This window comes from Litorimonas sp. WD9-15 (assembly GCF_050271975.1).
Taxonomy (GTDB): Bacteria; Pseudomonadota; Alphaproteobacteria; order Caulobacterales; family Maricaulaceae; genus Litorimonas.
Map to the genome: position 1 here is coordinate 831044 of NZ_CP189850.1, position 13608 is coordinate 844651.

Annotated in this window: 14 protein-coding genes; 6 read left to right on the forward strand and 8 right to left on the reverse strand. The window is 51.9% G+C overall.

Features of this window, described 5'->3' with window-relative positions:
* Positions 1 to 89: 89 nt before the first annotated feature.
* The 4 genes from ACP9M6_RS03970 to ACP9M6_RS03985 all read left to right on the forward strand — a co-directional run bounded on the left by ACP9M6_RS03970 (position 90) and on the right by ACP9M6_RS03985 (position 2313).
* Complete coding sequence (locus ACP9M6_RS03970) at positions 90 to 569, forward strand: hypothetical protein (protein WP_427453676.1); 480 nt, start codon at positions 90 to 92, stop codon at positions 567 to 569.
* A 65-nt stretch (positions 570 to 634) separates the two neighbouring features.
* Entirely contained in the window at positions 635 to 1162 is a 528-nt protein-coding gene (locus ACP9M6_RS03975; RefSeq protein WP_427453678.1) for a hypothetical protein, read from the forward strand.
* Positions 1163 to 1206: 44 nt separating this feature from the next.
* Positions 1207 to 1695 (forward strand): hypothetical protein, encoded by a 489-nt coding sequence (locus ACP9M6_RS03980; RefSeq protein WP_427453680.1) that lies wholly within the window; start codon positions 1207 to 1209, stop codon positions 1693 to 1695.
* A 6-nt stretch (positions 1696 to 1701) separates the two neighbouring features.
* Positions 1702 to 2313 carry a class I SAM-dependent methyltransferase gene (locus ACP9M6_RS03985; RefSeq protein ID WP_427453682.1) on the forward strand — a complete coding sequence of 204 codons (612 nt, stop codon included), beginning with the start codon at positions 1702 to 1704 and terminating at the stop codon, positions 2311 to 2313.
* Here ACP9M6_RS03985 and ACP9M6_RS03990 read toward each other — a convergent pair.
* The 5 genes from ACP9M6_RS03990 to ACP9M6_RS04010 all read right to left on the reverse strand — a co-directional run bounded on the left by ACP9M6_RS03990 (position 2292) and on the right by ACP9M6_RS04010 (position 7026).
* Positions 2292 to 3323 (reverse strand): AraC family transcriptional regulator ligand-binding domain-containing protein, encoded by a 1032-nt coding sequence (locus ACP9M6_RS03990; protein WP_427453684.1) that lies wholly within the window; start codon positions 3321 to 3323, stop codon positions 2292 to 2294. The two genes, ACP9M6_RS03985 and ACP9M6_RS03990, sit on opposite strands and share 22 nt — an antisense overlap.
* Before the next feature lie 310 nt (positions 3324 to 3633).
* Positions 3634 to 4470: an enoyl-CoA hydratase-related protein gene (locus ACP9M6_RS03995; RefSeq protein WP_427453686.1), complete on the reverse strand. Its 837-nt coding sequence runs from the start codon at positions 4468 to 4470 to the stop codon at positions 3634 to 3636.
* A gap of 8 nt (positions 4471 to 4478) precedes the next feature.
* On the reverse strand, positions 4479 to 5567 hold the full coding sequence (locus tag ACP9M6_RS04000; RefSeq protein WP_427453688.1) for a DUF2855 family protein: 1089 nt from the start codon (positions 5565 to 5567) through the stop codon (positions 4479 to 4481).
* 164 nt (positions 5568 to 5731) lie between these two features.
* On the reverse strand, positions 5732 to 6151 hold the full coding sequence (locus tag ACP9M6_RS04005; protein WP_427453690.1) for a DUF1330 domain-containing protein: 420 nt from the start codon (positions 6149 to 6151) through the stop codon (positions 5732 to 5734).
* Positions 6148 to 7026: an SDR family oxidoreductase gene (locus ACP9M6_RS04010; protein ID WP_427453692.1), complete on the reverse strand. Its 879-nt coding sequence runs from the start codon at positions 7024 to 7026 to the stop codon at positions 6148 to 6150. Before ACP9M6_RS04010 ends, ACP9M6_RS04005 begins: the two co-directional genes overlap by 4 nt.
* A gap of 171 nt (positions 7027 to 7197) precedes the next feature.
* Between ACP9M6_RS04010 and ACP9M6_RS04015 the strand changes: the two genes are divergently transcribed.
* Positions 7198 to 8001 (forward strand): outer membrane beta-barrel protein, encoded by an 804-nt coding sequence (locus ACP9M6_RS04015; protein ID WP_427453694.1) that lies wholly within the window; start codon positions 7198 to 7200, stop codon positions 7999 to 8001.
* A 19-nt stretch (positions 8002 to 8020) separates the two neighbouring features.
* On the opposite strand, the gene ACP9M6_RS04020 is transcribed toward ACP9M6_RS04015, so the two are convergent.
* Positions 8021 to 9145: an endonuclease/exonuclease/phosphatase family protein gene (locus ACP9M6_RS04020; RefSeq protein ID WP_427453696.1), complete on the reverse strand. Its 1125-nt coding sequence runs from the start codon at positions 9143 to 9145 to the stop codon at positions 8021 to 8023.
* A gap of 38 nt (positions 9146 to 9183) precedes the next feature.
* The gene (locus ACP9M6_RS04025) at positions 9184 to 11019 is read right to left on the reverse strand and encodes an ABCB family ABC transporter ATP-binding protein/permease (protein WP_427453698.1); all 1836 of its coding nucleotides are present in this window, start codon (positions 11017 to 11019) and stop codon (positions 9184 to 9186) included.
* A gap of 88 nt (positions 11020 to 11107) precedes the next feature.
* Between ACP9M6_RS04025 and ACP9M6_RS04030 the strand changes: the two genes are divergently transcribed.
* Positions 11108 to 11953 (forward strand): WecB/TagA/CpsF family glycosyltransferase, encoded by an 846-nt coding sequence (locus tag ACP9M6_RS04030; protein ID WP_427453700.1) that lies wholly within the window; start codon positions 11108 to 11110, stop codon positions 11951 to 11953.
* On the opposite strand, the gene ACP9M6_RS04035 is transcribed toward ACP9M6_RS04030, so the two are convergent.
* Positions 11950 to 13500 (reverse strand): BCCT family transporter, encoded by a 1551-nt coding sequence (locus tag ACP9M6_RS04035; protein WP_427453702.1) that lies wholly within the window; start codon positions 13498 to 13500, stop codon positions 11950 to 11952. The two genes, ACP9M6_RS04030 and ACP9M6_RS04035, sit on opposite strands and share 4 nt — an antisense overlap.
* Positions 13501 to 13608: the final 108 nt, after the last annotated feature.

Consider the following 13608-nt stretch of genomic DNA (forward strand, 5'->3'; position numbering starts at 1 on the left):
TCCCGCGCATCGCTATAACAGAAATTTTCGAATGCCCAAATCGTAAAGAGGCTTGCAGCTGGTCGCGACGCTGATTAGGGCTGATTCCCATGCAAATTCGCCTCATATTTCCGCTTCTCTTCACAATTTTCCTGACGGCTTGCGGCAACCCGCCGCCGGAAAAAGCGATCATCGGAACATGGGTACAGGCAAATCCAACCTCGACAACTCAGGCCGGCGTGCAGGCGACGACCTCTGACACTGTGCTGACATTTGAAAAAGATGGCGATGTCCGCCTCCGCCGACAGCTTGATTTACGCGGTGCGGGATTCCCGGAAACAGGGGTTGGCGTTGACGTCGACCTGTCGGGTCAATGGCGCATGGAGGGGGATGCCTTATTCCAAACGCTTGAAAACTCTATCGTGACGGCACGGACGTCTGACCAGGCATCCATGGAAATTGCGCGACAATTGCAGGACCAATCAGGGACCATGTCTGAGAGCCAAAAACGCATCATTGCTTTGGACCGGGAACAGTTAATGCTGCAAGACTTGGAAACAGGTGTCACAGATGTCTATCGGCGGAGATGATGGTGTTGCTTGCGGAATGGCCATGGCTAACCTAGCGTAGCCGTGAGCTTTAATAGGATTGCCTTGTGATTTCATGTCTTCGTATCGGCGCAGCAGCTGCCTGTCTAACATTTGCATCTCTTGCACCGGTTTCTTCGTTTGCGCAACCGGATGAGACCTCTGTATCCTCCGATCGCTCGCAAATGCTCGTTGGAAGCTGGACGCAAGGTGCGGAGAGACTTGTCGGCGAAGGCAATGAACAGGTCCGTATTTCACAGGGTCTAGAAGATATCAGAGGTGACGGAACGTCCAACTCATCCTTGCGAATGGAAATTATGAGTGCGGAGATGCCGGAGGATCTCCGCATTTATGATGTGGTTGTGGAGAGCCAATGGCGCCTTGTGGGGGATGAATATTTCACGACACCCATAAAGGTAGATGTGACCTATGCCGGCGATAATCCTGTCGGACTGAACGTAGCAAAAGCGATTGAGGCAGAGTTCATGAAGCCAACAGAGCCCATGATTATTGTAAGCCTAAATAAGGACAATTATGTTGCACGTGGCACGGATGGAACGTTAATCTCCATGCAGCGCAAGCGACTCACACCATAAATATTCATTCTGATATTTATAATTCATCCAAAACTGGAAATTTTATGAAACCTTTTTTCAAACCCTCAATCCTAAAAACAGTCCTTGTCACATCGGCCATCGCATTAGGCGCATGTTCCAAAGCAACACCGGAAACCCTCATTGTTGGCGATTGGAAACAGGGCGCACCAATTACGATTGAAGAAGCTGGAACGACAGTTTCCATGACGGACACAAATATTACTTATGCAGCTGACGGTACGTCAAAAGGCGATGTGCAAATGACATTGAGCGGCGTACCTGCCGATTTTGCATCTTATATGATTTCGACGACCGGCACGTGGAAAATTGAGGACGGCATGTTAATCGAAGGCATTTCCGACATTGATGTGAAGCCCGGGTCCAACGCGGCGCAAGCGATTGCAATCGCGGCGCAAATGGAAACGGCCATGGCGGCAGAAGTTGAATCCCGCAGTGAGATTAAAACGCTGACGAAAGACAGCCTTGTTGTATATCAAGCCGAAACCGACCTCACGATGAACTTCACACGTTAAGACAATATGGGGGTCTATGCCCGTCATATTCTGCCCTGTTGCCTTGATCGCGCCTGCTCTATCGGACCGATTGAGAAACAGCGGGCGAAAATTGTCCCACTCGCCAAAGGGCGGGTGGTGGAAATTGGAATCGGGTCAGGTTTGAACCTTCCACATTATGATCCTGAGCGGATCACATCCGTCACAGGTGTCGACCCTGATGAACATATTTGGAAGCGAAGTGCTGCGCGACGGGAAGCGGCAACTTTTCCGATTGACCGGATTGGTTTGTCAGGCGAAGCGATTCCTTTAGAGGACGCCTTCGCAGATACCGTTGTCGTGACCTATAGTCTTTGTACAATACCCGACCCCGTTCAGGCTCTGAAAGAAATGCGCCGCATCTTAAAACCTGACGGTGAAATCTTATTCTGTGAACACGGACAAGCGCCGGATACCGGCGTGGCGAAATGGCAATCCCGCATTGACCCGCTCTGGAAAAAGATTGCGGGTGGATGCCATAGTGGACGGGATATTCCGTCTCTTATCCGTGCGGCGGGATTGAGCATTAAAGAAATAGACCAGATGTATATTCCGGGTCCGAAAGTTTTGAGCTATAATTACTGGGGTCGCGCGGCCTGAGGCGGGTTTGCCTTTAGCCAAGCCGTGGGGCTCATATTGTACCAGCGTTTGAACGCTCGGTTAAAGGCCGCCTGATCGTTATAGGCCAAGGCCTGTGAAATCTGCGAAAGACTATGGCCTTGTGAGATCAAGTCTATGAACATGTTTTGGCGCACGCCATCGACACGTGCCCAAAAGTTACGATCCGTCTCTTTTAAAGCCTTTCGCAGGGCAGGCCAGTCCCTGTCCAGTCGTTCCGCAACCACCAGAGTGCTCACACGGCCCGACTGGATGGCGCCGCGAATAGCTGCGTCGACGGCCATATCTAAACTGGCAGCTGCTTGTTTTGTGTTTAATAGACTATCTAATTGCGCTTGAGCCCGGGTTAGCTTTTCCGCGTCATATGTTGTCAGGTTTTCGGACATTGCCGCCTCGGTGAAAACCAGGGCCGCTGTTCCGCACTCAGAGCTAAATGTGACAGGGCATTGAAATACACGCTCATATAAATCCGTGTTGTGAGGACGATCATAAGGTAGCCTCGTTCCCATGAGGTCCTCTCCAGACGCCCAAGACAGCCAACGATAGGCTGTACCATATGCGCCCATGACGAGATCTGTAATATGTCGAAAGGTATTCTGGTCAGAATAATAGGGACGAAACCGCATCAAATGACCTGCATTCGCGTGGTCATATTCGACCGTGCCCGCATCAATGGCCAAGTGTTGATAGCGGGCATTCATCTCGATCACTTGTGCCAGATTTCGACAATATCCGTAAATAGATCCGGTTTTCGCAAATGTTGCAATCCGGAACCTATGTCCCATCCGCAACCCTATAAAAGGGTCGTCCAAACGGATGGCGGCGGTTTCAAGAAGGGTTAGAAAGGGTTCAATTGGAAACCGGTCGGTGGGATTGCCCATCCAACCCTCCGCCAATTCAAGACTTTCCAAAGAGTCTGCCTTTGGAAATCCAATTTTATCAAGCACGTCAAGATTCGCATCAAGGTAGCGATGGGAGAGAGTCATTTTCATAATGATTCGCTCGCAGAGTGATGCGACTTTTGCTTTCCGGTCATTTGATCGAAAGGCGGAGGACTTGTCATTTTTGTGCAGATCGCGTTGTCATCTTGTGTTTATGACAGGCTGGAAGAAAATGACAAAGAGATTCGATGCGTGAGGACAATCTATTCGACCCGGATATGACTATATTTATGTCATGGGGCGGCACACCCGCAGGCAAAGTGGCCCAAATTTAGCTTTATAGCTACAAACGGGGCGCAAACCACTTAGCGGTGGGTCCAAGACCAGGTTCAAGCGGGGCGCTTTGAACCTGGTCTTTTTTTTAGCCTTTTTTCAAAACGGGTAGTTCCTGAAAATTGCCGGAGCGCTTTTGTTTGCTGGACATCATCGCTTCCATCATCTCGACCGGAATCAGCATGGACATGTTCCAGACCGCAATATTGTCCAGAGCGTCGGCTGTGGAATGGTCGCGCGAATAAGTAATGGCGCGTTTACAGCCATAAACGGCCAGCGGCGGCTTTGACGCAATCTCTTTGGCGGTGTCCATAACGGCGGCCAACATCGTTTCGTGGTCAGAATAGACCTCATTATAAAGTCCGCGCGCCTTACATTCCGCCGCACCCATCTTACGACCCGTATAGGCCAGCTCGCGGACAATGCCTTCCGGCATATGGTTGAGTATGCGCGGGAAGGTCCCGACATCCGCCGTCATGCCGACATTGATTTCATAGATCGTGATGAAGCTGTCTTCCGTCCCGTAACGCATATCGCAAGCCGTCGTTAGGTCGACGCCGCCGCCATAACAACCACCTTGTATCGCGGCGACAACGGGAATGCGGCACTCTTCCAGGATAGATAATGCGGCCTGCAATCGTTTCACATTCTGGTAAAACCCTGCTCCATATTGCGGGTGGTTCTTATCCTGCGTCCCGCCAATATCGTTCTGGAACATGCCAATATCGATCCCCGCACAGAATACGGGACCTGTGGAGGACAGGACAATGCAACGCGCTTTCGCGTTATCGTCAATGTCGCGCACAATCTCCGGCAGCTCTTTCCAGAATTCCGCGATCATCGCATTCCGCTTTTCAGGGCGGTTCATGATGATATGGGCGACGCCGTCTTCAATTGTGACGTCGAAACATTTATGATCAGACATAAAGCCTCCTATAGTGTGAAGAGATAGCCTTTATCCGGAGCGCTCTGCCCGTTCAAAAGGTCTTTATAATTTTCCAGCACGGCCTCCATGCCTTCGGCTTTTTCCACCGTCAGCCAGTCTTTTGCGCTGTCGAGGAATGGCATCCAGCGCGCGCCGAGATTTTGGGCAAAACCCGCCTGTCCCCAATCCGCGATCCGTTGTTTCGCGCGGTCGGGCGCAAAGAAGAACGCTGTAGGAGTCGCGGTACGTTTCGGCGGAGCTTTTGCGGCTTCTTGCCAATGTGAAATGCCGACGCGGCAAATATATGTTAGGTTTTCCTCGAAGTGATCTTCCAGCGTGCGGATGACGCCCATATTGCCGGACATGTCCACGACCACGGTTTTCACATCAGGGTTCATATCGGTTATAGAGTCGTAGCTGAAGACGTCTTTGTAAAATCCGGTTTCTTCAACGAAGGCTTTGTTGCTCTCTGACGTCAATCCGACAACAGGAAGCCCGCCGCGTGCTTTTAAACAATAGGCTGTGCCAAGGGCTGTTTTGGACGAGGCGGAGAGGAGTAAAACCTGCTCTGCGCCAAAGAAATTTTCATCATCCAGAAAATCGTCAATCAGGAAACTTGTTGTGAAAAGCGGGCGAAGGACGGGCTGTAGGTCCACATGTGCACCGTAACTCGGATCGGCATCCGTGAAACTATAGCTGCTATAAAGACCGTGCAGGCCGGAGCGATGTTCGGCTATATCCGTGAAACCATGCGCGGATAGTTTTCCGGGCTGCATGTCCATGGATTTGGCAATTGGGAAGAAGCCGTAAAGTTTCGTGCCGACCTCGATTCCCGGGAAGTTGGACTCCCGCACAAGGCCGTAACCCCATACCGGCATCCGGCCCTGATTATTATCTTCCGTCAGGTCATAGGCGGTTGGGTTGAAAACCGACCAATATCCAATCTGATCACCGGTCACCATATAGGTGACGTTATTCGCGGTCAGGGCGAAGGGGCCGATATCGACACGGATCTGCCCGTCGGGGAGCGCGCCTGCGTCGTAATTGACGATGGAGACATCCGCGAAGTCCGTTTTATTGACGAGGAGTGTTTGCATTATTTTTCCTAACTAAAATCAATGTCATATCGACGTGGTCGCAGACCACCCGGTGCCTATACCGTGAAGACGGCGAATTAATTCGATGCTATTTCATCCCGCGACTTTCACGAAATGGGCACCGGGCGAGCAAGCTCGCGACGGTGTGACACCCTGTGTTTAATCTAAAACATCCCGCTGCCGTCACAGGCAATTAGTAACTGCCCTTCCAGCCCGGCTTTGCGGTGTTTATGTATCTTCCGATATTCATCCGAACTCACTGTCTCGAACATGGTCTTGGCATCGGGATAACGGAAAATCGCGACCGAATCCCACTCGCCTTCACCTTGCCCGATCAACCACGCGCCCATCTTGCCGCCAAAGACGGAATGCGCACCGTCAATATTCAATCCCGCCACCATCTCGCCAAAGGCTTTGCCGTAACGGGCATAGGCCTCCGCGCCGGAAATATCTTCGCCGTCGTGATAGGTCGCCTTGTCCTTGAACTTGAGCAGGTTGAGCATAAAGACGGGTTCACCGTCCGGATGGTTGGCGAGAAAGGCTTTCACCTGCTCCGGTAGCGGTTCAAGGGAAATCCCGCTCATCCCTCATATCCGGGATTTTGAATAATCTTGGACACGGATTTATCGAGCCAATCCTGCGGAATAAAGAAATCCGCCATGAGTGGTCCGTCATAATCCGGCTGTTGATATTGCGCGAAATCGGTTGTGCCGGTTTCGCCTAAGATAAATTCGTCAATGATAAACTGGCCCGTATATGTCTTCGCGTCCTGATTTAGCACGATATAGGCGGCATCCGCCATGATCTCCGGCGTGCGGCTCATCTTCGCCATGGAGTCTCCGCCCAGCACATTGCGGACGGCGGCGGTATCAATCGATGTCATCGGCCAGAGGGAATTGACCGCGACCTTGCCGCGAAATTCTTCCGCCATGCCCAAGGTACACATGGACATGCCATATTTCGCCATCGTGTAGGCTGTATGCATTTTGAACCATTTTGGATTCATATCCAGTGGCGGCGCGATATTCATGATGTGTGGATTATCCGCTTTCATCAGATGCGGCAGGCAAGTCTGGCTGACGAGGAAGGTCCCGCGCGCATTGACCTGGTTCATCAGGTCATAGCGCTTCATCGGCGTGGCCGAGGTTGGCGTCAAGGAAATGGCCGAAGCATTATTGATGCAAATATCAATCCCGCCAAACCGTTGGACGGCGGCGTCTACGGCCTGTTTGACATTGGCTTCGTCGCGGATATCGCAGACGACACCCAGCGCTTTGCCGCCTGCGGCTTCAATCTCTGCCGCCGCTGTGTGGATGGTCCCGTCCAGTTTCGGATGCGGCTTATCCGTTTTGGCCGCAATCACGACATTCGCGCCGTCAGCGGCACATTTTTTCGCAATCGCGAGACCTATCCCGCGCGACCCGCCTGACATGAAAATTGTTTTACCGTCTAATGACATAACGTCCTCCGTAAAGTTTTCTTTAAGTAAAGGTCAAAGCGGGACAGAGCAACTGCGTGAAAATGAAACGTCCCTAAACGTGGTTGACGAGGGGTTAAGCGTGGACTTACCGGAATTTAAGGCTCTTGCGATATGTCTCCCTCCAAAAGGTGGGCAAAAAAGGACTTTACCATGCGCAATTCAATGAAACTCATTCCCGTTCTTCTGTTGGGCAGCACGCTGGGCGCTTGCTCTATGGCGGGAACAAATGATTATTATGCGGGCGAATATGCCCAGATGCAGGAACAGCAATTGCCGCATATTTACGGGCCTTCCGCTGGGTGCGCCTATACAGGATGCGCCGCACAAAGCAGCTATCCCGTTGCACAACAAAATTATGGCCACGCGCCACAGACACCGAACCAACACGCTTATGGGCAATCCGTTCAGGGTCATCCCGGATATGGCGTCCCGGCCTATGCCGCACCGACACATCATGCGAAACACGGTCTACGCGGTCCGAAAAAATCTTACACTTACGGCTCAATCGGCGCGACAATGTATGATGTCGATAGCGATCTGTTCGGTGCGCAGGCACGTCTCGGTTGGCAATCTGCAAGTTTCTTTGGCGCGGAAGTCGAAGGCTCGCTCGGCCTGACGGATGATGAGTCTTTTGAGGATTTCGGGGCGGGCCCCGTCCTCGCGACCAGCGAAATTGATAACCAGATAGCAGCTTTTGGTGTTGCGCGTCTTCCCGTGTCGAACCGCTTCAATGTGCTGGGTCGGGTCGGATACCACAATACCGAAATTTCGGCTGAGGCGGATACAGCTGCTGGCCTGTTAGAAAGTGAATTTTCCACAGACGGTATCGCCTATGGTGTTGGCGCAGAATATGCCTTTACACCAAAAACCTCCCTACGCGCCGATTACACGCGTTACGATTTTGACGGTCCCGATGCGGATGCCGTCTCCCTCGCGATTGCGCGGAAATTCTAAAGGTGATGCGCTCGCCGATTTAAATATTGGCGAGCGGTTCCTCATCCGGACGTAGCGAGTTTAAATAGGCATTTGTGAAATCGACCTTCAACTCGACCCAGACGGGCTTATGATCTGATATCTGGAATGTCCGCCAAACCGACCCGTAATATTTTTTCGTTAACGCTTCTTTTTTAGCGTCATCAAAAGGGACGAATGGCACCTTCTTTTTCTTAGCAGATTTTTTGGCGCGGTTTTCCGCTTCGCGAATATATTTATTCACAGCAGTCTTGCCCATATGAGGCCGGTAAGCTTTGAAATCAGACGTCCGAAAACACGCCTTTTCAAAATCAAATACATCAGCCTGTCCGATTTCCAACATTTTGTTTTTCACACGCAGCGCTAACTGGTCATAAGGTTTATTGCCCTTTAAGTTGGTATTCGCCCCCACCAAATCGGGCGGAAGTGTGAAGCCTTCATCAGTGAGCGCTTTCATCGTCTCATCGGTTTGGCTTTTAATGTTAAAGTCTCCGAGCAATATATAATCGCCCGTTTCTTTTTCCTGCCGTTTTCGCATGAAGGATGCGAGGTCATTGATTTCTTTGACGCGGCGCGCAAACTTATCGCCGGAATCTTCGCCGAAATAAATATGCGTGGTGCAAAGGTTGAATTTAAACCAGCCCGCTTGAAAACTCGCGACATAGGGTGTCCGTGCAAATTGACGGTCTGATGTGCCAGGCAGGACAACCTCGCCCGCAATATTCCGAAATTGAATAATGTCTTTATTATAGACAAAGGCGAGCCGCTCCTGATTGCCCGATATGCCTTCCGTTGTGTCAGAGGCCATCCACGCCCATTGCGGGCCCATCGTGCGGACAAGGCGTTCAATGCCGGACAGATCGCGGTTTACTTCTTGCAGCGCAATGAGATCAAATGCGCTCATAATTTCGGCCATATAGAGATAGCTCTCATCCAGCCTTTTGCCGTGTTTGAATTTATCGCTGTCAAAATCGCGCAGGTTCCAAGAGGCGAGCAGAAAAGAGCCCACATCGCGTTTATTGGTAATGTCGCGGAAGATTTTACCGCGTAGGCGAAGTAACGTATCAATCGTTCTCGTTTTTGCCGTATTGTCTTTCCATCGCCGGATGGGTGAATAATGAACCATGGTTGCGCCTCCTTGTTGGCAGCAGCCTACCATACGGCTCAGGCTTTGGCGAGGGACTCCTTTTCCTGCTGTGCCCAGAGATGGGCGTATAGGCCGTCCCGTCGCAGTAAGTCTTCATGCCGTCCGCGTTCCCGGATGCGCCCCTCTTCCATGACGAGGATCTGATCCGCGCCGACAATTGTGGAGAGTCTGTGCGCGATCACCAGCGTTGTGCGGTCGGTCGAAATGCGGTCAAGCGCCGCCTGAATATCCCGCTCCGTCGCGCTGTCGAGGGCAGAGGTCGCTTCATCTAGAATCAGGATTGCCGGATTTTTCAGCAATGTCCGTGCAATCGCGACGCGTTGTTTCTCGCCGCCCGACAGTTTCAATCCGCGCTCCCCAACAATCGTTTCGTAGCCATTGGGAAGTGACGCGATGAAGTCGTGAACCTGCGCGTCCTGCGCGGCTTGTTCGATTTGAGCCTGTGTCGCGTCCGGGTCGGCATAGCCAATATTATAAGCAATCGTGTCGTTAAACAGAACTGTATCCTGAGGCACGATACCCAGAGCTTGTCGGACGCTGGCTTGTGTCAAACGTTGAATATCCTGCCCATCAATTATCACCTGCCCGGCGGCAATGTCGTAAAAGCGGAAGAGAATGCGGGACAGCGTAGACTTCCCTGCGCCTGTTGGCCCAACAATGGCGACCGTCTCGCCGGGTTTAATCTTGAGGCTAATGCCTTTGAGGATAGGGCGGCCCTCATCATAGTGGAAATAAACGTCATCAAATTCCACACGGCCCTCAACGGCTTTCAGATCCGTTGCATCGGGATGATCTAAAATTTCCGGCGTGCGGTCCATCAGGGCGAACATATTTTCCAGATCCGTCAGGGCTTGTTTAATTTCGCGATAAGCAAAGCCGAGAATATTGAGCGGACGGTAGAGCTGCGCCATGACGAGCGTAACGGCGGTGATGTCACCGATTTTCATATCGCCGTCCAAAATGACAGTTGCAGCCAGTAGGACGACCGCCACGGTTCCGATATTCATCAACAGGCTCTGCCCAATATTCACGGTCGAGAGCGAGGTCCGTGACCGGATCGCGGCCTTCATGTAACCCGCCATGGCGCCGTCATATCGGGTCGTTTCAAAATTCTCTGAACTGAAATATTTCACCGTCTCGTAATTCAGCAAGCTGTCCACGGCTTTCGCGGCGGCCTCATTGTCCTGACGGTTCATCTCACGCCGAAACTTTAGCCGCCATTCCGTCGTGATGACGGTAAAGGCAACATAGGTGAGGACGATAACCACCGCGATGGCGGCAAAGCGCCAGTCAAAGGCCAACGTAAAGGTCACGGCGACGATGGCCAATTGCAGAAATGTCGGACCAATATTGAACAGGAGAAAGCGGAAGAGAAAATCAATCGATTTCACACCGCGTTCAATTATCCGCGTAAGCCGCCCGGTGCGTTTTTCCAGATGATAGCGCAGGGAGAGCCGGTGCATATGCGCGAAAGTCTCGGTTGCCACGGCCCGTTGTGCGGATTGCGCGACGGGGGCGAAAATATATTCCCGACCTTCGGAGAATAGGGTCGAGAGCAGGCGTAGCGCACCATAGCCCACGGCGAGCGCGATAATCGCGACCGTGATTTGCGTGACAGCTGTCTCTTCGGCCAGCTCCGTCGCATCAATCGCCCGCCCCAATAGGAACGGTGCGCCGACAATGACGAATTGACTGGCCACGGTTAGTAACACTGCAATGATTGACCGGATTTTAAAGCCGATATTCCCATCCGGCCAGAGATAGGGCTTTAACCGCCACAACCCCTTAAGTTGCTGGAAAATGCCGCGCTCAACCGCATCATCTTGTTCTGTCGAATTTCGGGACGGTCTCATAATTGCATGACTTTCTTCCCCGCCATGTGGCGCGTGTAAACCTGATGTCAACCACGCGGTGGTAAGGATAGCGCGAAAGGGTTGGGAAATGAACCAGACAGCAGAAAAAATGGACACGCCGCGCGTTCCAACTTTGGCCCGGGGGCAAGACCGTCGAACAGATGAACGACCCGACCAAACCGATTGGCGGATCAATCCGCGAAGCTATGAATTTATCGGCGCGACCTTTGACCCGCTGACGCCTGTGCAAACTTTGTCTCGCGCAAAATGGATGACGGCGGAACATGGGTTCCGCTTCCTTGTGACGCCGAATGTCGATCATCTCGTACGTGTCTCGAAAGAACCGGATGTGTTTGATCCGCTCTATGCGGCGAGTTGGCTCTCTGTCTGCGATTCCCGTATTCTGGAGCTGCTTGCGAAGTTTTCCGGTATTCCGTTGAAAGCTGTGCCGGGTAGCGATTTGACGCAACAATTATTTGATAATGTTATCACGGCGGGCGATACAATTACGGTTATCGGCGCGGATGCGGAAATTATCGAGACCGTTAAATCTCTCTACGGGTTGGATAAAATCAATCATTATGAACCACCCTTTGGCCTGCGTCACAAACCGACCGAAGTTGCCAAGACGGCAGAATATATCGCGGCCAACCCCGCGCGCTATGTCTTTATCTGCGTGGGTAGCCCGCAACAGGAAATGGTTGCGAAGGCGTGTCTGGACCGCGGTGATTGCGTCGGTCTTGGCCTTTGTGTCGGGGCCTCACTCGACTTCCTCTCCGGCCGTACAAAACGCGCACCGAAATGGATGCAAAAAGCCCGGATTGAGTGGCTCCATCGTTTGGCGTCAGAACCGAAACGGTTGTGGAAACGCTACCTACTTGATGGCCCGAAAATCTTCTGGCTTTGGGCGAAATGGTCTATGCGCCGGGGCTAAACTCGTAAGGCTTTCAATTTGACCGTTCCCAAAACGATCAGGGTGATATTAAAAATGACGATAATAAATAAAGCCGGCAATCCGCCGAGGTTGGACAGCATTTTCACGCCGTCTATTCCGGATAACGTTGTCATCATCCAAGCGGCGAACCCGACGGCCAGCGCCCAGATGAATTTCAGTATGAGAGAGGTTTTTCGGGCTTTCGGCCCAGCCGTCATATCTGTCTTTAATTCCACCGCTGTCGTTTTTCGCCGTGTCAGGGTCGCGATGACGTCCAGACTCGAATCCGCTGCCGTCACATAGGATAGGAAAGAGACGGTCACGACCAAGAGCGCCAAACCCGTCGCGAGTGGGAGAGTATCCAGAACAGCATAGAGAACATGTTCCGGCCCCAGGTTCTCCAAAACATCGTTTAATATTTGCGGCTTCGCCAGTTCAATATTAATCGCCAATCCCCCGAAAATCGTCATCCAAAGGATGGAAAACATCGCGGGCAAAAACAGGTTCACCAAAATATATTCACGAACGGTATAGCCCCGCGAAATCTTCCCCAAGAACAAAGCGGCCAAAGGCGCCCAAGCCATCCAATTCGCAAAATAGAAAACGGTCCAGCTTTTCAACCAGGGCTCGTCATTATGCGGTTCCAGCATGAGGGAACGCGGGATGAACTCTTTTGCGTAAGTCACAAGTGACTGACGGCCCAAGCTAAGAATCTCCAATGTGGGTCCGGCGATCAGCACGAAGATCATCAGGGCGATAAATATCTTTGTATTTATATCTGACAGGACCCGAATACCCCTCTGCAATCCACTGGCAGAGGACATAAAGAACGCGCTGATAATTGTGAGGGCGACGAAACCTGTCAGAACGGGATTAACGCTCAAGGGGGAGAGACGGTCTATCCCGCCCGAAATGGACATGATGCCTGCGCCCAGACTCGCAGATAAGCCGAAAAGCAATGCGATGAGCGCGAGACTGTCAAGAAGGTCTGCGCCAATGCGTGGCACGGGTCGATTGATCAAAACAGAAATCGGCGCGGAAAGAGAGAACGGTTTTTTCAAATTATAATAGCACAGCGCAAAGGTCAGTCCGGGAATCGTATAAATCGCATAGGGCGTGAAAGACCAATGGAGATAGAGAGACGCCATGGAAAACCGCGCAGCCTCCGCTGAGTTTGGTTCAATCGGTAATCCGCCCGGCGTGTAAAGATGATAGAGCGGTTCCGCCGTCGCCCAGAATAAAATCCCAATCGCCACCGTTGTCGTGAGTGTTATGGCCATCCAATTCCAACGCGTGAGAAGCGGGACAGCATCATGACCGCCGATCCGTATTTTTCCCAAAGGCGAGACTGCGGCCCAAAGACAGGTCAAGACAAAGGCGAAAGCCGCCAGCGAAAAAGCTTGCGAAAAAATATCTAATATCAAATTATTTAAAGCGGTGGCGGCGCGCAGAAACTTGACGGGCATGATCAAGCTCGTGACGACAAGGGTGGTGAAGAGAGTGAGCGGTAGCCAGAAAACGATATGACGGATGGGCCCTTGGCTCATAACCGATGTTCAAGCGCCGTGACCCCATGGGGATATAAATTCTGTCCTTTGAAAACCATCTGTCAGCTACGCATTTATGACGCCTGACTACAAGCGCTAAGCTGAAAC

What these genes read in the sequence shown, in the direction of transcription:
- ACP9M6_RS03970 (WP_427453676.1), top strand. Translation starts at nt 90, where the DNA reads ATGCAAATTCGCCTCATATTTCCGCTTCTCTTCACAATTTTCCTGACG.
- ACP9M6_RS04010 (WP_427453692.1), bottom strand. Translation starts at nt 7,026, where the DNA reads ATGTCATTAGACGGTAAAACAATTTTCATGTCAGGCGGGTCGCGCGGG.
- ACP9M6_RS04025 (WP_427453698.1), bottom strand. Translation starts at nt 11,019, where the DNA reads ATGAGACCGTCCCGAAATTCGACAGAACAAGATGATGCGGTTGAGCGC.
- ACP9M6_RS03985 (WP_427453682.1), top strand. Translation starts at nt 1,702, where the DNA reads ATGGGGGTCTATGCCCGTCATATTCTGCCCTGTTGCCTTGATCGCGCC.
- ACP9M6_RS04035 (WP_427453702.1), bottom strand. Translation starts at nt 13,500, where the DNA reads ATGAGCCAAGGGCCCATCCGTCATATCGTTTTCTGGCTACCGCTCACT.
- ACP9M6_RS04020 (WP_427453696.1), bottom strand. Translation starts at nt 9,145, where the DNA reads ATGGTTCATTATTCACCCATCCGGCGATGGAAAGACAATACGGCAAAA.
- ACP9M6_RS04000 (WP_427453688.1), bottom strand. Translation starts at nt 5,567, where the DNA reads ATGCAAACACTCCTCGTCAATAAAACGGACTTCGCGGATGTCTCCATC.
- ACP9M6_RS03990 (WP_427453684.1), bottom strand. Translation starts at nt 3,323, where the DNA reads ATGAAAATGACTCTCTCCCATCGCTACCTTGATGCGAATCTTGACGTG.
- ACP9M6_RS04015 (WP_427453694.1), top strand. Translation starts at nt 7,198, where the DNA reads ATGCGCAATTCAATGAAACTCATTCCCGTTCTTCTGTTGGGCAGCACG.
- ACP9M6_RS03995 (WP_427453686.1), bottom strand. Translation starts at nt 4,470, where the DNA reads ATGTCTGATCATAAATGTTTCGACGTCACAATTGAAGACGGCGTCGCC.
- ACP9M6_RS03980 (WP_427453680.1), top strand. Translation starts at nt 1,207, where the DNA reads ATGAAACCTTTTTTCAAACCCTCAATCCTAAAAACAGTCCTTGTCACA.
- ACP9M6_RS04005 (WP_427453690.1), bottom strand. Translation starts at nt 6,151, where the DNA reads ATGAGCGGGATTTCCCTTGAACCGCTACCGGAGCAGGTGAAAGCCTTT.
- ACP9M6_RS04030 (WP_427453700.1), top strand. Translation starts at nt 11,108, where the DNA reads ATGAACCAGACAGCAGAAAAAATGGACACGCCGCGCGTTCCAACTTTG.